Raw genomic sequence first — 16925 nt, forward strand, 5'->3', positions numbered from 1 at the left:
GTTTTCAAAAGCCGTCTGGTCACGGTGATATGCCGGACGGTCCGCCAGCCTCTCGATAGGCACCACCATCACCATAGGGAGAACGATATGAGCATTCAAGCGACCCCCCTGAATCTGTTCAAGGCCAATGCCGAGCTGCAACTGCGCATCGCTCAGCTTATGCGTGAAAGTGGCCATCGCTGGCTGGCAGCCGCGCAGCAGACCAGTGCTGCAGGCATCAGTGAAACCACGGCGGAGCTGCAAAGCCTGCTGCGTGCCGAAGACTGGCAATCACTGGCCAGCCTGCCCGCTGAGGCTTTCATGCGCAGGCTCGAAGACCGCATGAGCGATGCCAAAAGCGCCAGCGATATCGCGATCAAGAACCAGCAGGCTTTTGCCAGCGGTCTGCAGCAGGCCCTGGAGGCCTGGCAAAAATCTGTGGCCGAGGCCCTGCGTGCCGACGGCGCGCCCAATCTGCCCGCTTTGCCACTGCAGGACATCTTCAAGCAATGGCTGTCTGCCTGGACGCCGGCCACTCAGGACCCCGCTCAGGCCAAGAGCGGCAAAGCAGCGCAGAAGTAGGCAATCGGCTGGCGCAGCTTCAGCCCAAGATGGCGACGCTGCCGCCTGCGGGCCGGCTGGTCAGCTGGCTCTCCATTGCAAAAAATCCGATGTTTTCGGCGTTTTGTGTTGATCCATAAAACGCTGGATGCTATTGTTTTTGAATCTTCTTGAGACAGAAGATTGTGACTTCGGGAGCACGACATGAGCAAACCCAGCGGGGTCGGTCCGTCGACCAACGGGACTGTTGATCCTTTTGCATGGTGGCGGGCCGCCGGGGCCTATGCGGTGGATGCCGCTCAACGTGCTGTGCTTTATGCCGACATCGAGCGGCAGGTGGGCGACCAGTACCGGACCCAGCGTGAGGCCAGGATGCCGAACGTGCTGCATTTCCCCGCGGAACTCGTGATGTCGGGGCTGGACCTCCCAAGACCTGTCAACTATGGCCTGGTGCGCATTCAGGCGTCCGAAGACCGGCCTGTCGACCCCGCCAAGCGTCCATTCGTCGTGATAGATCCACGCGCCGGGCATGGCCCGGGCATAGGTGGCTTCAAGCCCCACAGCGAGATCGGTGCTGCGCTGGAGGCTGGCCACCCTTGCTACTTCGTCGGTTTTCTGCCTGATCCCGTACCTGGTCAGACGGTGGAAGATGTGATGCGTGCCGAGGCAGCGTTCATGCGTCGCGTGGCCGAGCTTCACCCCGAGAGTGAGGGCAAGCCGGCGGTCATCGGCAACTGCCAGGCGGGCTGGCAGATCCTGATGACGGCCGCTGTCTGGCCCGAGCTGTTCGGGCCCATCATTGTTGCCGGAGCGCCCCTGTCGTACTGGGCTGGCGACAATCCCATGCGTTATTCGGGCGGGCTCCTCGGGGGCAGCTGGATGACGGCTCTTGCCAGCGATCTGGGTAACGGCCGCTTCGACGGCGCCCATCTGGTGCAGAACTTCGAGCAGCTCGATCCGGCCAACACGCTGTGGAGCAAGCAGTACAAGGTCTATGCGAATGCCGACACCGAAGCCGAGCGCTATATAGACTTCGAGAAATACTGGGGCGGCTATGTCTTTCTCAACGATGTGGAGATGCAGTACATCGTCGACAATCTGTTCATAGGCAACAGGCTGTCGACGGCCCAGTTGCTGACATCGGACGGGGTGCGCATCGATCTGCGCAATATCCGCTCGCCTATCCTGGTGTTCTGCTCCTATGGCGACAACATCACGCCGCCGGCCCAGGCTCTGGGCTGGATCACCGATTTGTACGCCAGCGACGACGACGTGCGCGCTCATGACCAGACCATCATCTTCAGCACGCACGACAGCATCGGTCATCTGGGCATCTTTGTTTCGGGTGCGGTCGGCAGCAAACAGCACCGCAAGTTCGCCAGTGCCATCGAGCAGATCAATCTGCTGCCGGCAGGCATTTACCGCGCCAGCGTGGACGATGCCACGAAGCAGGAGCAAAAGCTGCTCCATGATCCCTATCTGCTGAGCATCCGTGCCAGCGGCATCGATGAAGTGCGCGATATCGTCAAGCCCGATCCGGAGTCCGATCGCCGTTTTGACGCAGCGGCCCGCGTATCCGACATCAACCTGGCTCTGTATCGCAGCATATGGCAACCCTGGGTGCGTGCGCTGAGCACTTCCCAATCGGCGCACTGGTTGCAGACCTTGCATCCCATGCGCCTGCAATTCGAGGCCTGGAGCAGCCAGCACCCGCTGGCTTGCCTGATACGCAGCAGCGCCGAATACATACGCGAACATCGCCAGCCCGTGGATGAGGCCAATCCCTGGCTGCACATGCAGCAGCGGTGCTCGGCCGCACTGGATCGCGCTCTCGATGATTTCCGCGACCGGCGCGACCATATCTACGCCCTGTGGTTCGACATGCTCTATGGCTCGCCGCTCATGCAGGCGCTGGCTGGGCATGCTTATGGCGAGAGCGCGGCAGTGCGCCAGCATCCTGGCTCCACCCCCGAGCATCTGGCGCTGATGGCGGGCAGGCAGCGACAGATCGAGAGCAGTGTGGATCAGGGCGGCGTGCTCGAAGCCACGCTGCGCGGCTTGCTGAGCGTGCTGTCCCGGCGTCGCGCTGTGGACGAGCGCTACTACCACCTGGCTGCGCAATTGCTGGAGCAGCAAGCGCCTGGGCGCTGGAGTCTGGCCGAGCTGCGAGCCGCCATCCGCGAGCAGACCCTGGTGATGAGGCAATGCGGCAGCGCCGCCATCGAAGCCATTCCAGGCCTGCTGAAGAACACGCCTGCCGACACCATCCGCAAGGCCGGCGAAGCCATCACCCAGATGGCAGCCATCGATAAGGAACCCGGCGCAGAGGAGGATGCCGTGAGACATGCCTTGCATCAGGTGCAGGCCTTGTTCGAGCAGGCCGCACTGGCGCAGCAGCCCCGGATCCAGGAGCCTCTGGAGCTGGCGCCGGCTCCAGTGCAGACTCCTGCAGCTCCCCAGCGGGCTGCGGCTGCTGCGCGACGTAAACCGGCCGCACCACGCGGCAAGAAAGGAGTGCGATGAGTCAACCGAGCCCAGACATGACGCTGCAGCCGTTTGAGGGCATAAACGTCGGCGACAGCCTGCGCGTCACCGTCGCCTCCCGTGACGCGAGCACGCTGACGCTGCTCTGCGCCCACGATGCGCAGCCCCGGCAGCCAGCCTCGCAGCAAGCGGTTTCCATGCCATCAGGCGGCGCAGCGCAGCCGCTTGACGTTACCTCACATCACGGCCTGACCCGGCTGCTGGCGGCTGTCAAGGAACTGCCGCCGGTTCGCGTGGGGGTCGTCCATCCCTGCGATGCCACCAGCCTGTCCGCCGCGCTTGATGCGCATCGGCTGGGGCTGATCGAGCCGGTCCTGATCGCTCCGCGCGCCAGGCTCGAAGCGATTGCGCTGGCGCAGGGGTTCGAGCTGCAGGGCCTGCGCATCGAGGACGTGCCGCACAGTCATGCAGCCGCCGAGCGTGGTGCCAGACTTGCCACCAGCGGCGAAGTCGAGGCACTGATGAAAGGCAGTCTGCACACCGACGAGCTGATGGCGGCTGTTGTTGCCGGCAGTGCCGGGTTGCGCACCAAGAGGCGTGTCAGCCATTGCTTTGTGTTGCAGACGGCCAGCTACTCACGCCCCTTCATCGTCACCGACGCGGCCATCAACCTGGCCCCCGATCTGTTGCAGAAGGCCGATATCGCGCGCAATGCCATCGAGCTGGCACAGGTTCTGGGTGTGGCAAGGCCCAGGCTCGCCATCCTCGCCGCCGTCGAGACGGTCAACCCCAACATGCCCGCGACACTGGATGCTGCCGCACTGTGCAAGATGGCCGACCGGGGCCAGATCACAGGGGGCGTGCTGGACGGACCGCTGGCTTTCGACAATGCAGTCTCCATCGAGGCCGCGCGCACCAAGGGCATCACTTCGCCAGTGGCCGGTCAGGCCGACATCCTGCTGGTGCCCGATCTGGAAAGCGGCAATATGCTGGCCAAGCAGCTCATGTACCTGGGCGGCGCTGCCAGCGCAGGCATCGTGCTTGGCGCCAAGGTGCCCATCGTGCTGACCAGCCGCGCGGACTCGCGCGAATCCCGCATTGCATCCTGTGCGATTGCGCTGCTGCTCGCACATCACTACCGGCAGACGCCGCCCTGAAATACATGGCCGATGGCACCGGACTGGCAAACGCTGCAGTCTCTGTCCCGTCGGCAGACAAAGGCCCTGGCATGAGCAATTCCGTCATCATCGTCCTGAACTGCGGCTCCTCGAGCATCAAGTTCGCTGTATTCGAGGCCGCTCACCCGCTGCCGCGCAAGCCTCTGTGGAATGGCAAGGTGCAGGGGATTGGCGGGCCCGGTCCCGACTTCGGAGAAACCGGCGTCCAGCCCTTTGCGATCGAACTGGGCGCAGAGCATCCGTATCGCGATGCACTGCGCATCATTCGCAAGCGCCTCACGGCCCGGCTCGAGGACCGGCCCGTGGCGGCGATCGCTCATCGGGTGGTGCATGGCGGCAGCAAGTATTTCGAGTCCACCCGCATCGATGCAGGCGTGCTGCGAGACTTGCGCAGCTATGTGCCGCTGGCACCGCTGCATCAGCCGTTTGCGCTGGAGGCCATCGAGATCCTGTTGCGCGAGCGGCCCGACATCGTGCAGATTGCCTGCTTTGATACCGGCTTTCATCACAGCCTGCCCAAGGTCGAGCAGATCCTGCCACTACCCTACGAATGGTGGCAGCGCGGCGTTCGCCGCTATGGCTTTCACGGACTCTCGTATGCCTATATGGCGACCGCGCTGGCCGAGCGTCATGGCGACAGGGCCAGGGGCCGCACCATCGTCGCCCATCTGGGCAGCGGCGCCAGTCTGTGCGGCATGCAGCAGCTGCAAAGCGTGGCGACCACCATGGGCTTCTCGGCCCTGGATGGATTGATGATGGGCACCCGCACCGGGGCGTTGGACCCGGGGGCCGTGCTCTATCTGATGGAGATCGAGAAGCTGACGCTTCAGGAGGTCGGGCGTCTGCTCTATCACGACTCGGGGCTGCTGGGCGTGTCGGGCATCTCGTCCGAGCCGCGCGTGATCCTGCGCCATGTCCGGGATTCAGGTGAGGCTGGCGAGCGGGCGCGCATGGCGCTGGACCTCTTTGTACGCCGCATCGTGCGCGAGATCGGTTCTCTGGTCGCTGCGCTGGGCGGGCTGGACATGCTGGTGTTCACGGCGGGCATTGGCGAGCACAGCGAGGAGATTCGAGCCCGCATCTGCGCCGATCTGGCATGGCTGGGCCTTGGGCTGGATGAGCAGGCCAATGTAGCCCATGCACCGCTCATTTCATCTGCAGACAGCCGGGTACTGGTGGGAGTTGAGCCCACGAATGAGGAGTGGGTGGCCGCCCGCGATACGGTGCGAGTTCTCGCGGATTCATAGTCTTTTTGACGCGCATCGAGTGGCGGCAGGGCTTGAAGGCGCCATGCCGATATTCATGGCGGCACAGTGCTGAGGCTGGACGGTTGTGCGCCGGCTTCGCTCTCTTGCGCCGGACACTGCCTGGCCGCATCGATGCTCGCCTGGATGGCCGAGCGTGCCTGAGGGCTGTTCTTCCAGCAGCTGGAGCCGGTGAGGGCCGAGGCCTTGAGGTTGGAAGGAAAAAACTTTCAGCAGAAACCGGCAATACGCCCTCCATGGTTGCCGCGGCGCCCGGCCAGAACTCAGGCCATGCTCGACAAGGTTTTTCTGAACCGCATCAGCGACAGCCAGAACAGCACTGCGCCGATTCCCGCCAGCCACACAAAGGGCTTCCATACGGTTTCTATGCCGGCGCCGCGATACAGAATCGCCTGACCCAGCTCCACAAAGTGCGTGGTGGGTGCGAACAGCATCACATCCTGCACCAGCTGGGGCATGGATTCGCGGGGTGTCATGCCGCCAGACAGCAATTGCAGCGGCAGCAGCGTCAACACCATCAGCAGGCCGAACTGCGGCATGCTGCGCGCAACAGTGGCCAGAAAGATGCCCATGGCCGTGGTTGCGAACAGGCACAGGGCCGAGCCTGCCATGAACAGCAGCAGACTGCCTTCGATGGGCACCTTGAGCGCGCCGCGCACGACCAGATTGAGCGAGACACCTGCCGCCAGCAGCACCACGGCTCCCATGGACCAGACCTTGGCCAGCATGATCTCGGTAGGCGTCACGGGCATGACCAGCAGATGCTCGATGGTGCCGTGCTCGCGCTCGCGGATCAGCGCCGCGCCCGTGAGGATGATGGAGAGCATGGTGACGTTGTTGATGATCTGCATCAGTCCGCCGAACCAGATCTTGTTCAGCCCGGGGTTGAAGCGGGCGCGCAGCTCCAGGTCCACGGGCAGTGCGCTGGCTCCCCGGTGGCGCTGCACGAACTCGTTGACTTCGGCCAGCACGATCTGCTGCACGTATCCGCTGCCGGAGAACGCCTGGCTCATGCGCGTGGCATCCACGTTCAGCTGCAGCTCGGCCTTTCTGCCGGCCAGCACATCGCGCTGGAAGTTGGGAGGAATGGTCAGCGAGAAAGTGAAGTCGCCTGCATCCAGCCCAGGATCCACATGGCTGAAATCCACCATCTGCGGCGGCATGAACTGAGGCGGGTAGAACGCCGAGCTGATGCGTGCGGACAGCGGCGACTGGTCTTCGTCGACGATGGCAATCGGCGCCTTGTGCAGCGTATCGGGCATGGCCGTGGCCGCGGTGTACACCGAGGCCGTGAAGGTGTAGACGATGAGCACCAGCATCACCGGGTCGCGCCACAGGCTCCACAGTTCCTTGACGCCCAGGCGCCAGATATTCTTGAGGCTATGCAACATCGTAAAAGTCCAAGGTGTGCCGTGAAGCAGAAGACGCTCTGAACAAGCGCAGGCCCAACGCAGGGACACCGAGCCAGGGCCGCCCCGCAGCGAAGGTGTCGCCGGTTGCCCGCATGCCCCCCTCCCGCGCAGCGAGAGAGGGGGAAGGCGCGCAGCGACTCAGGGGGAGCTTCATTACTTCTCCTGCTTGGGCAGAGCCCAGATGGCCACGCCCATGATCACGGGAATGGCGATCAGCAGCGGCAGCAAGGTAGGCGCCAGATCGTGCAGGCCCAGCGCCTTGTTGAAGACGCCGCGGCTGATGGCGAACATATAGGTGGCCGGGTAGATCTCGCCAATCCAGCGGCCGGCGCCTTCGAGCGAGGACACCGGATCGGTCAGCCCCGAGAACTGCGTGGCCGGAATCAAGGTGCCCAGCATGGCAAAGAACATGGCGGCAATCTGGCTGCTGGTGACGGCAGAGGCCAGCAGCCCCATGCCTGTGGCAATGATGCTGAAGAGCAGGGCGGCCATGACGAGCAGGGGAAAGCTGCCGGTCATGGGCACACCGAACACGAATACCGCCATGGCGCACATCAGAAAGAAGTTCAGCATGGCCAGCACCACATAAGGCAGCTGCTTGCCCAGCAGAAACTCGATGCGGGTCACGGGAGTGACGTAGAGGTTGACGATGGAGCCCAGCTCTTTTTCGCGCACCACGGCCAGGGCCGTGAGCATGGCGGGCAGCATCATCAGCAGCAGCGGAATCACGGCCGGCACCATGGCGGGCAGGCTTTTCACATCGGGGTTGTAGCGAAAGCGGGTTTCCAGGCTGACCTGGCTGCCCAGCTGCACGCCCAGTCGCTCGCGCGCCTGCTGCACCAGCCACAGCTGGTGCATGGCCTGGACATAGCCTTTGACGGTCTCGCCGCGCTGGGGCATGGCGCCGTCAAACCAGGCGCCCACGGCAACCTTCGAGCCGCGCAGTACATCACGGCCAAAACCGGGTGGAATCTCGATGGCCAGCGCCAGCTCGCCGCTCTTCATGCGCCGGTCCAGGTCCGCGTAGTCCTGGATGGGAGGCATTTCAATGAAATAGCGCGAGCCTGCGAGATTGTTCACATAGTTCTGGCTGATGGTGCTCTGGTCGCGGTCGAGCACGGCAAACTTCAGGTCTTCGACGTCCATGCTGATGCCGAAGCCGATCACCACCATCAGCACCAGCGAGCCCACCAGAGCCAGGGTGGCGCGCACGGGATCGCGCTGCAGCTCCAGCGACTCGCGCCACAGATAGCTCCACAAGCGTTGCAGGCTGAAGCCAGGGCCTTTGTGCGCATCGGAAACAGGAGCTTGCTGCGCTTTATCTGTATTGGTATCAGATACTTTTGATGCTGAAGATAAGGCTGAGTCAGCGGTGGCAGCTTCTTTTTTGATATCAAGCACGGGCGCTGCCTCGCCCGAGGCCTCCACCAGATAGCCGATGAAGGCCTCCTCCAGGGTGGCCGCGCCGCGCTTGGCGGTCAGTGCTGCCGGCCTGTCGCTGTCCAGCACCTTGCCCGCATGCATCATGGACATGCGGTCGCAGCGCTCGGCTTCGTTCATGAAGTGCGTGGAGATGAAGATCGTCACCCGGTCGCGGCGCGAGAGCTCGATCAGCAAGCGCCAGAACTGATCGCGAGCCACGGGGTCCACGCCCGAAGTGGGCTCGTCGAGAATCAGCAGCTCCGGCTTGTGCACCATGGCCACGGCCAGAGACAAGCGCTGGCGCATACCCAGCGGAATATTGCCGGGCAGCGTCTCGCGCACTTCGGTGAGGCCGAAGCGGGTGAGCATTTCCTCGACCCGCGCGGGGATCTCGGCCGGATCCACGTGGAAGAGTTCGGCGTGCAGCACCAGGTTCTGCAGCACGGTCAGCTCGCCGTAGAGCGAGAAGGCCTGCGACATATAGCCCACGCGCCGGCGCGTGGCCACATCATGCGGATCAATCTTCTTGCCAAACAGCCAGGCATCGCCCTCGCTGGCAGGCAGCAGCCCGGTCAGCATCTTCATGGTGGTCGATTTGCCGCATCCGTTGGAGCCCAGAAAACCGAAGATCTCGCCACGACGAATGCGGAAATTCACGTGGTCCACGGCCACGAAATCGCCAAAGCGCATGGTGAGATCACGCGCCTCGATGGCGATGTCGTCATCGCTGGTCTGCAGCGGCGGGATCACCACGGCGGCATGGCCGCGCTTTTTTTCCTCGGGCAGCAGGGCGATGAAGGCGGCCTCCAGCGCCGGCATGCCGGTGCGCTCAAGCAACTCGGCGGGGGTGCCGGTGGCCAGAATCAGGCCGTCATCCATGGCAGCCAGCCAATCGAATCGCTGGGCCTCGTCCATATAGGCCGTGGCCACGATCACGCTCATCTGCGGGCGCTGGCCGCGGATGCGGTTGATCAGATCCCAGAACTGCGCGCGCGCCAGCGGATCCACGCCGGTCGTGGGCTCGTCGAGAATCAGCAGGTCGGGGTCGTGGATGAGGGCGCAGCACAGCGCCAGCTTCTGCTTCATGCCGCCCGAGAGCTTGCCGGCAGGGCGGGAGAGGAATTTCTGCAGTCCGGTGCTCTGGGTCAGATCGTCGATGCGCGCCCGGCGCTCGGCCGCGTCATGACCGAAAAGGCGCCCGAAGAACTGCAGATTCTCTTCCACCGACAGTGTGGGGTAGAGGTTCTTGCCCAGGCCCTGAGGCATGTAGGCAATGCGGGGGCAGACGGCATCGCGGTGCTTTTTGCTGCGCATGTCGCCGCCAAGCACCTGTATCTCGCCGCCCTGCAGGGCGCGCGCGCCGGCAATCAAAGACAACAGGCTTGACTTGCCCACGCCGTCAGGGCCGATCAGGCCGACCATGATGCCTGCAGGAATCTCCAGGCTCAGTCCGCGCAGCGCCTGCGTCTTGCCGTAGGCGAGCGTCACATTGCGCAAAGTGGCTACATGCTGGGTCATGGCAAATGGGGACGCAACGTTCAAGAGGCAGAAGCGTCGCCGGTGCGCAGTTCCAGCTTGGCCGGCCATTCGCGCTCTTTATCGAGCTTGATCCAGGCCACGCCGGGCAGGCCTGTCTTGACTTGAGCCAGGTGCTTTTGCAGCAGGTCCGGTGCAATACGTGCCTTGACGCGGAACATCAGCTTCTGTCTTTCGCTGGCCGTCTCCACGGTCTTGGGTGTGAATTGGGCGGTGCTGGCGACAAAGGACACCTGAGCCGGAATCACATATTGCGGAGCCGCATCCAGCACGATGCGCACCTCGGTGCCAAGGGCCACTCGGCCTGCCACGGTCTCGGGCAGGAAGAAGCTGATGTAGACGTCCGAGACATCCACCATGTTCAGCACCTTGCCGCCTGCGCTGATCACCTCGCCGGGCTGGGCCAGCCGGTATTGCACGCGGCCATCGCGCGGGGCGGTGAGCTCGCTGTCCTTCACATCGGCATCGATGCGCTGGACGGTGGCGGCAGCGGCCGTCACCGCCGATTCCGCACCTATGGTCTGGGCCTTGGCTGCGTCGATGGCCGCCTTGGCGGCCGTGGCCTGGGCCTGGGCGGCCTTGAGCGCGGCCTGGGCGCCACGCACGCGGGCCCGATCGTCGTCCAGCTCCTGCTCCGATGAAGCACCTTCGCGCGCCAGGGTCTCGGAGCGCTTGACGCGGCGCAGCGCTGCATCCAGTTCGGCCTCGCGCTGGGCCACCGTGGCCATGGTGGCCGCGTACTGGCTTTCGCGCAGCGCGATTTCGGCGCGAGCCGAGGTCACCGCATGAGAGGCGCGCTCGCGGCCCGCAATGGCTTCGCGCTGCTGAGCCTGCAGGCTTTCGATCTGCATGCGCGCCAGTGGCTGACCGGCTTTCACGAACTCGCCTTCCTGCACCAGGATTTCAGCGATGCGGCCGGCGTATTTGGTGGCAACGTCGATTTCGGTGGCTTCGATGCGGCCGTTGCCGCTGACCAGGCCTTCGGATGCCTGTGCGCTGCGCCATTGCTGCCAGCCATAGGCGCCCAGGGCGGCGGCGGCAACGATGAGCGCGGCGATGGTCAATTTCTTGTTCATGGGCATGGATTCGCAGTCAAGGTTGGAGGGCTGCAGGGCTGGGGGCTCTGTTCTGGCCTTGAGCCAAGTAGCCTCCACCCAAAGCGGCATAGAGAGCGACCTGGGTGGACAGCAGGGCCTCGCGGCCCTGAACCAGTTGCTGCTCGGCACTCAGCAGGTCGCGCTCGGCATCCAGCACATCGAGATAGGGCGAGGCTCCCTGGTCATAGCGCAGCCGGGCCAGTCGGGCGCGTTCCTTGAGTGCAGCGCGCTGATCGGTCAGCACCACGAGCTGCTGCTCGAGCATGGTGCGGCTGGACAGCGCGTCCAGCACTTCGCGCATTGCTGTCTCTATGGTTTTTTCGTACTGGACGACCGCCATATTCTGTCGCGCGGCCTGCAGATTCAGGTTGGCCTGGCGCTGGCCGCCGTCAAAGATCGGCAGCGAAATCGTGGGAGCAAACTGCCAGGCACGGCTGCCGCTTCTGAACAGACCGTCGAGTTCGGCGCTGGCCGTGCCCCAGCTGCCGGTCAGCGCGATACGGGGCAGAAACGCGGCGCGTGCGGCGGCCACATTGGCCTTGGCCGCCTGCAGCCCGTACTCGGCGGCAATGATGTCGGGGCGCTGTGTCAGCAGATCGGACGGCAGGCCTTCGGGAATCGGTTTCAGGATCCCGGCGGTGGAGCTGCTCTTTGGCAAGCGGTCTGCATCCATTCCCGTGAGCTGCTGCAGCGCATTGGCCTGCAGCGCGCGTTGCTGTGCCAGCTGGGTGCCTATGGCCTTGGCCTGGTGAACCAGAGTCTGTACCTGCGTGAGCGCATAGCGTGAAGTGGAGCCCACCTCGGTGCGGCGCTTGAAGATGCGCAGCGATTCCTCGCGGCTGGCAATCGTGCGCTGGGTCAGGGCCAGGCGCTCATCGAGGCTGCGCAGGGCCAGATAGTTCAGTGCCACCTGCTTGATGAGACTGGATTGAACCGCATGCTGCGTGGCATCCAGCGCCAGATAGTTGCCTAAAGCAGCCTCGCTGAGGCTTTTGACACGGCCCCAAAGATCGAGTTCCCAGCTGTTGAGGCCGACAAAGACTTGCTGATCGCCGGCGACGACGGAGCGGCCGCTGGCGTTGAGGTCGGCGGGAACACGTGCTCTGCCATGGCTGCTGCCCAGGCCAATGCTCGGCAGTCGAGCAGCACTCTGTATGTCATAGGCGGCCTGGGCCTCCTGCACACGCAGCAATGCAAGGCGCTGGTCCTGATTGTGGGCAAGAGCTGCGCGAATCAGCTCCTGCAGGTTTTGGTCAAGGTAGAAGTCTTGCCAGGCAATCGATGCCGTATTTGCTGGCGCAGCGTTCTCTTGTTTTTTTGTCCACTCCTGAGGCCACTTGTCCGGCAGCTTGGCCTGGGCCTGTGGCTGCAGCATCGGCACCGTCGGGCTGCAGGCTGCCAGCGCTGTCAGCAATGTGGCTGCCGCCAGCAGGCGCATCGGTGTAGTGTTGTAGGGTGGTGTGCGATTTGCTGAAGGGGCCATGAATGCAGAACCTGCAACTTGAAAGCTTTTGGCTTCCGGTTGTCGCAAGATTTGTATAGATGTGTATCCCTAGTATTGGGGGGCGGCTCGCAATTCAGTTTGAGCTAGGTCAAGCAATGGAGTCAAGCGCCAGAAACAACAAAGCCCCGCGAGGCGGGGCTTTGTTGTTTCGGTGCACGAAGGGTTTAGCCGCCGCGACGCATCATGTCGAAGAACTCCACATTGTTCTTGGTGGCCTTCATGTTCTTGATCATGAGTTCCATGGACTCGATCTCGTCCATGTTGTACATGAACTGACGCAGGATGCGGGTCTTCTGCAGGATCTCGGGAGGCAGCAGCAACTCTTCACGACGGGTGCCGCTCTTGTTGAGCTCGATGGCCGGGAAGACGCGCTTCTCGTAGAGGCGACGATTCAGGTGCAGTTCGCTGTTGCCCGTGCCCTTGAATTCTTCAAAGATCACTTCGTCCATGCGGCTGCCGGTGTCGACCAGTGCAGTGGCGATGATGGTCAGGGAGCCACCTTCTTCCACATTGCGGGCGGCGCCGAAGAAGCGCTTGGGGCGCTGCAGGGCGTTGGAGTCCACACCGCCGGACAGCACCTTACCCGACGAGGGCACGACGTTGTTGTAGGCGCGGGCCAGACGGGTGATGGAGTCCAGCAGGATGACCACATCCTTGCCCAGTTCCACCAGGCGCTTGGCGCGCTCGATCACCATTTCGGCGACATGCACGTGGCGGGTGGCAGGCTCGTCGAAGGTGGAGGCGATGATTTCGCCCTTGACCGAGCGCTGCATTTCCGTCACTTCTTCGGGGCGCTCGTCCACCAGCAGCACCATCAGGTGCACATCGGGGTGATTGGCGGTGATGGCGTGCGCAATGCTCTGCATCATCATGGTCTTGCCGCTCTTGGGCGGTGCCACGATCAGCGCGCGCTGGCCGCGGCCGATGGGGGCGATGATGTCGATGATGCGGCCGGTGATGTTCTCTTCGCCCTTGATGTCGCGCTCCAGGCGCATCTGTTCCTTGGGGAACAGAGGGGTCAGGTTTTCAAACAGAACCTTGTGCTTGTTTTGCTCGGGCGAATTGCCATTGACCTTGTCGAGCTTGGTCAGTGCGAAGTAGCGCTCGCCATCCTTGGGGATGCGCACTTCGCCTTCGATCATGTCGCCGGTGTGCAGGTTGAAGCGGCGCACCTGGCTGGGCGAGATATAGATATCGTCGGTGCTGGCGGTGTAGCTGGTATCGGGGCTACGCAGAAAGCCGAAGCCATCGGGCAGGATTTCCAGCACGCCGTCGGCGAAGACCTGTTCACCGGCCTTGGCGCGCTTTTTGATGATGGCGAACATCAGTTCCTGCTTGCGCATGCGACCGACATTTTCGATCTCAAGCGCTTCGGCCTGCTTCAAGACTTCAGACACGTGCAGTGCCTTGAGTTCATTAAGGTGCATGAAATGACTCCAAGCGTGGAGTGAGAATAACCAGGGGGGGAGGCGTAGAGCCTAACGAGACACTGTGAAAGTGGGCAGGCTTGCCTGAAGAAAATCCAGCGCGGTCCCATGCGGTTGCCGGCGGTTCATACATTATGACAGGAAAACTGGCGCAGCTTGCAAGCAATTTATCGAGGACTTGTCATCTGCAGCCTGTGCCGGGTCTGTAGCAGATGCAAATGGGGGTGGGCAGCGGGTGCCCAGAAGCAAACAGAGCTCCATTGGGAGCTCTGTTTGTTGAATGCATTAGATATGCTGGTCGAGGAAGGCGGACAGTTGCGTCTTGTTCAGCGCGCCAACCTTGGTGGCGGCCAGCTGGCCGTCCTTGAACAACATCAGTGTGGGAATGCCACGAATGCCGAACTTGGCAGGGATCTCACGGTTTTCGTCCACATTCATCTTGGCGATCTGCACCTTGCCTTTGTAGCCTTCGGCCACATCGTCCAAGATGGGGGCGATCATCTTGCAAGGGCCGCACCATTCAGCCCAGTAATCCACCAGCACGGTCGTGCCGGGTTGCAGTACGTCAGACTCAAAGCTTGCATCCGTGATGTGCTTGATCAATTCGCTGGCCATTTGTAGTCCTGGATTTTCTTGAATCAAAAAGGTAGGCGGTCTATTCGCCTAGTGAGTTGATTGTGACAGAAACTCATCTCCCGCCACGGTGTGTGGCTGGTTGTTTGCAGCTATCACGCTAATAGTGCCCGCAATATTGCAGAAATGCCGTCGGTGGTATTCTGCGCACCCTTTGGCGGCCGGTGGCTGCCGGCAGATTGAGGTGGTAGAAGTATGAGTGTCTCGGAGCCCTTGATGGCCGATTCCGAATGGGTCTGTGATGTGGCAGTGATCGGTGCCGGGCCTGCAGGCTTGATGGCGGCCGAGCAATTGGCAAAGGCCGGCTTGTCGGTCAGAGTGTTCGAGGCGAAAGCCTCGGCGGCTCGCAAATTCCTCATGGCCGGCAAAGGCGGTCTCAATCTTACGCACTCCGAGGAGTTTTCGAGCTTTGTCACTCGCTATGGCTGCCGCTCTGCAGATTTGACTCCCTGGCTCGAAAAGTGGGGTGCGAGCGAGCTTCAGGCCTGGGTCAAAGAGCTGGGCTTTGATACCTTTGTGGGGTCATCCGGAAGAGTGTTTCCTGCGGATATGAAGGCAGCGCCGCTGCTGCGTGCCTGGCTGGTGCGTATGAAGTCGCAGGGCGTGCAGTTTCATATGCGTCACCGCTGGGTCGGCTGGGCAGAGGATGGCAAGCCGGTTCTCCAGACAGAAAGTGCCAGGGTCAAGATTGGCTGCAAGGCTTTGGTGCTGGCGACGGGCGGCGGCAGCTGGGCGCGTCTGGGCTCGGATGGCGCTTGGGTTTCGCTGCTGCAGGACAGGGGGGTGGGCATTGCCCCGCTGCAGGCGGCCAACTGTGGCTTTGATGTGGGCTGGCCGCAAGGGCGTGAAGCCGGCTGGAGCGAGGTCTTTGCTCAGCGCTTTGCCGGGCAGCCGTTCAAGTCGGTGGTTTTGAAGTTTGCGGACGAGCAAGGTGCCGGCTTTGAGCGTCAGGGTGAATTTGTTGCGACGCAGACCGGGGTGGAGGGGAGCCTGATCTATGCTGTCTCCTCCCTGTTGCGGGACTGCATTGCCCGCCAGGGCGCTGCGTGCTTCGAGCTGGATCTGTTGCCGCAGTGGAGTGCGGAGCGTGTGCAGCAGGAGGTGATGCGGCCGCGCGGCTCGCGCAGTCTCAGCAGTCATCTCAAAGGGCGTCTGGGGCTTGATGGCATCAAGGCGGGTTTGCTGTATGAGGTGCTCGGCAAGGATGGCATGGCGGACATGAAGCGCCTGGCATCCACGATCAAGGCAGTGCCTTTGACGGTGATCGCACCGCGCCCCATTGATGAGGCCATCAGCACTGCAGGCGGAGTTCGTCTGGAGGCTCTGGATGCGGGAGGGATGTGTGCCGCTCTGCCCGGCGTCTTCTGTGCGGGAGAAATGCTGGACTGGGAGGCCCCCACGGGTGGTTATTTGCTCACGGCCTGTATGTCCTCTGGTGTTCATGTGGCCGAGGGGGTGCTGAACTTCCTGCAGGGTAACTGACTCGCGAGCTTGTGCTTGTCTGTGCGGCGGGGGGCTCAGCATTGAACTCTGGGGCGATCCCGTCCTGATGGCGGGTGCTCTTGCCTGCCGCAGCGCATAGGCAGGCTAGGGTTGGCGGCAACTCGGCCTTGCTGTTGGCCGGCGGCGGTCGGCATCGAGCTGGGCCCCGGAGCATGGCTGCCATGAAGATCTTCAATCCGAGGGGAAGGTCCTTGCCCACCGGGCGATGCAGGGGCTCCCGGAAATACCCGGACATGTGTCTGATTGACTCTTGAGTTGAGCTTTGTGACAGGATGGCTGTGTCTCAAGCCCTGCCTGGGGCCGGCTTTGGGTGGGCGGCCGCAAGTGGCGGGCGCCCCTCCTACGAGGCGAACTCTTGCTGTGGGACAGATGTCTTGAACCGGAGACATTACGCTGGCAACATTGCTCCATCGGTTGAGGAGTCGTGACGGATTTGCGTTGTTACCGGAAAAGGAGGTTGGACATGTTTTTCGGCAAGATCTTCGGTTTTGGACGTTCCGAACCGCGCTATATCCGCCGTACGCGTGCCTATCTGCAAGAGGCGCGCATGGCTGTTCTGGAGCACACTATCGCGGCGGAGTACTACCAGTCCTCCGCTCAGATGTACGCCGAACGTGCTGCGCGACTGGAAGATGAATTGCGAGCCTGGGAGCAGGGCGAGCAGCATATTCCCGTGGTGCCGCATCACTATCCCTATGTCCCTCACTCTGCACACAAGGCCGTCGCCGTAGATGCGCCGCCCGTGGGTGCTTCGGTGGGCGTGGTGAGAGCTGCCTGAGCGGAGAAAAGAAAAAGCCTGTATGAATGCATACAGGCTTTTGAATGGCTCCTCAACCTGGGCTCGAACCAGGGACCTACGGATTAACAGTCCGGCGCTCTACCGACTGAGCTATTGAGGAATATGTCGGTGTGACATGCCTTGAT

The 16925-nt window shown here is 62.6% G+C and carries 12 protein-coding genes and 1 tRNA gene; 6 read left to right on the forward strand and 7 right to left on the reverse strand.

Annotated features, from left to right (window positions below; all coding sequences use genetic code 11):
• Positions 1-87 precede the first annotated feature (87 nt).
• From AAIL67_RS22375 to AAIL67_RS22390, 4 genes are all read left to right on the forward strand, one after another.
• Positions 88-561: a phasin family protein gene (locus AAIL67_RS22375; protein WP_034358706.1), complete on the forward strand. Its 474-nt coding sequence runs from the start codon at positions 88-90 to the stop codon at positions 559-561.
• A gap of 183 nt (positions 562-744) precedes the next feature.
• Positions 745-3063 carry a DUF3141 domain-containing protein gene (locus AAIL67_RS22380; RefSeq protein WP_034379310.1) on the forward strand — a complete coding sequence of 773 codons (2319 nt, stop codon included), beginning with the start codon at positions 745-747 and terminating at the stop codon, positions 3061-3063.
• The gene (locus tag AAIL67_RS22385) at positions 3060-4181 is read left to right on the forward strand and encodes a bifunctional enoyl-CoA hydratase/phosphate acetyltransferase (protein WP_343485155.1); all 1122 of its coding nucleotides are present in this window, start codon (positions 3060-3062) and stop codon (positions 4179-4181) included. The genes AAIL67_RS22380 and AAIL67_RS22385 overlap by 4 nt, the downstream gene beginning before the upstream one ends.
• Before the next feature lie 71 nt (positions 4182-4252).
• Complete coding sequence (locus AAIL67_RS22390) at positions 4253-5449, forward strand: acetate/propionate family kinase (protein WP_343485156.1); 1197 nt, start codon at positions 4253-4255, stop codon at positions 5447-5449.
• A 281-nt stretch (positions 5450-5730) separates the two neighbouring features.
• On the opposite strand, the gene AAIL67_RS22395 is transcribed toward AAIL67_RS22390, so the two are convergent.
• The 6 genes from AAIL67_RS22395 to trxA all read right to left on the reverse strand — a co-directional run bounded on the left by AAIL67_RS22395 (position 5731) and on the right by trxA (position 14480).
• Positions 5731-6858 (reverse strand): ABC transporter permease, encoded by a 1128-nt coding sequence (locus tag AAIL67_RS22395; RefSeq protein WP_034358702.1) that lies wholly within the window; start codon positions 6856-6858, stop codon positions 5731-5733.
• 174 nt (positions 6859-7032) lie between these two features.
• Positions 7033-9819, reverse strand: a complete 2787-nt coding sequence (gene rbbA / locus AAIL67_RS22400; protein ID WP_343485157.1) for a ribosome-associated ATPase/putative transporter RbbA — start codon at positions 9817-9819, stop codon at positions 7033-7035.
• Positions 9820-9839: 20 nt separating this feature from the next.
• Positions 9840-10919 carry an HlyD family efflux transporter periplasmic adaptor subunit gene (locus AAIL67_RS22405; protein ID WP_343485158.1) on the reverse strand — a complete coding sequence of 360 codons (1080 nt, stop codon included), beginning with the start codon at positions 10917-10919 and terminating at the stop codon, positions 9840-9842.
• Positions 10920-10929: 10 nt separating this feature from the next.
• Entirely contained in the window at positions 10930-12372 is a 1443-nt protein-coding gene (locus AAIL67_RS22410; protein WP_343485159.1) for an efflux transporter outer membrane subunit, read from the reverse strand.
• Between the two features lie 230 nt (positions 12373-12602).
• Positions 12603-13865, reverse strand: coding sequence for a transcription termination factor Rho (rho, locus tag AAIL67_RS22415; RefSeq protein WP_012839098.1), 1263 nt, complete (start codon positions 13863-13865; stop codon positions 12603-12605).
• Positions 13866-14150: 285 nt separating this feature from the next.
• Entirely contained in the window at positions 14151-14480 is a 330-nt protein-coding gene (gene trxA, locus AAIL67_RS22420; protein WP_003053480.1) for a thioredoxin TrxA, read from the reverse strand.
• Between the two features lie 213 nt (positions 14481-14693).
• Here trxA and AAIL67_RS22425 point away from each other — a divergent pair, with 213 nt between their 5' ends.
• Positions 14694-15980: a TIGR03862 family flavoprotein gene (locus AAIL67_RS22425; RefSeq protein ID WP_034379303.1), complete on the forward strand. Its 1287-nt coding sequence runs from the start codon at positions 14694-14696 to the stop codon at positions 15978-15980.
• A gap of 484 nt (positions 15981-16464) precedes the next feature.
• On the forward strand, positions 16465-16779 hold the full coding sequence (locus tag AAIL67_RS22430) for a hypothetical protein (protein WP_003067300.1): 315 nt from the start codon (positions 16465-16467) through the stop codon (positions 16777-16779).
• A gap of 45 nt (positions 16780-16824) precedes the next feature.
• Here AAIL67_RS22430 and AAIL67_RS22435 read toward each other — a convergent pair.
• A tRNA-Asn gene (locus tag AAIL67_RS22435) sits at positions 16825-16900 on the reverse strand.
• Positions 16901-16925: the final 25 nt, after the last annotated feature.

The organism is Comamonas sp. A7-5 (assembly GCF_039581385.1).
Taxonomy (GTDB): domain Bacteria; phylum Pseudomonadota; class Gammaproteobacteria; order Burkholderiales; family Burkholderiaceae_C; genus Comamonas; species Comamonas thiooxydans.

Coding starts and splice junctions, on each gene's coding strand:
- AAIL67_RS22405 (WP_343485158.1), bottom strand. CDS start 10,919: ATGCCCATGAACAAGAAATTGACCATCGCCGCGCTCATCGTTGCCGCC.
- AAIL67_RS22410 (WP_343485159.1), bottom strand. CDS start 12,372: ATGCGCCTGCTGGCGGCAGCCACATTGCTGACAGCGCTGGCAGCCTGC.
- AAIL67_RS22380 (WP_034379310.1), top strand. CDS start 745: ATGAGCAAACCCAGCGGGGTCGGTCCGTCGACCAACGGGACTGTTGAT.
- trxA (WP_003053480.1), bottom strand. CDS start 14,480: ATGGCCAGCGAATTGATCAAGCACATCACGGATGCAAGCTTTGAGTCT.
- AAIL67_RS22390 (WP_343485156.1), top strand. CDS start 4,253: ATGAGCAATTCCGTCATCATCGTCCTGAACTGCGGCTCCTCGAGCATC.
- AAIL67_RS22395 (WP_034358702.1), bottom strand. CDS start 6,858: ATGTTGCATAGCCTCAAGAATATCTGGCGCCTGGGCGTCAAGGAACTG.
- AAIL67_RS22375 (WP_034358706.1), top strand. CDS start 88: ATGAGCATTCAAGCGACCCCCCTGAATCTGTTCAAGGCCAATGCCGAG.
- AAIL67_RS22430 (WP_003067300.1), top strand. CDS start 16,465: ATGTTTTTCGGCAAGATCTTCGGTTTTGGACGTTCCGAACCGCGCTAT.
- AAIL67_RS22425 (WP_034379303.1), top strand. CDS start 14,694: ATGAGTGTCTCGGAGCCCTTGATGGCCGATTCCGAATGGGTCTGTGAT.
- rho (WP_012839098.1), bottom strand. CDS start 13,865: ATGCACCTTAATGAACTCAAGGCACTGCACGTGTCTGAAGTCTTGAAG.
- rbbA (WP_343485157.1), bottom strand. CDS start 9,819: ATGACCCAGCATGTAGCCACTTTGCGCAATGTGACGCTCGCCTACGGC.
- AAIL67_RS22385 (WP_343485155.1), top strand. CDS start 3,060: ATGAGTCAACCGAGCCCAGACATGACGCTGCAGCCGTTTGAGGGCATA.